The organism is Pseudomonas sp. SIMBA_067 (genome assembly GCF_046534675.1).
Lineage (GTDB): Bacteria > Pseudomonadota > Gammaproteobacteria > Pseudomonadales > Pseudomonadaceae > Aquipseudomonas > Aquipseudomonas putida.
Window position 1 is genome coordinate 1 of sequence record NZ_JAWRYH010001428.1, and the last position, 232, is coordinate 232.

The 232-nt window shown below is 41.4% G+C and carries 1 pseudogene; it reads left to right on the plus strand.

What is annotated here, in order from left to right:
• A pseudogene (gene glyA / locus SB765_RS34115) lies at positions 1–232 on the plus strand (serine hydroxymethyltransferase); the annotation flags it as partial.

The following is a 232-nucleotide window of genomic DNA, read 5'->3' on the forward strand; positions in this document are numbered from 1 at the left end:
GTAACAACCACAACACACAAAACATTAGCCGGTCCTCGCGGTGGTTTAATCATTTCTGCGTGTGGCGATGAAGAAATTTACAAAAAGCTAAACAGCGCTGTTTTTCCAGGTGGCCAAGGTGGTCCTTTATGTCATGTTATTGCTGCTAAAGCGGTGGCATTTAAAGAAGCACTTCAACCTGAATTTAAAACATACCAAGCACAAGTTGTTAAAAATGCTCAAGCAATGGTTG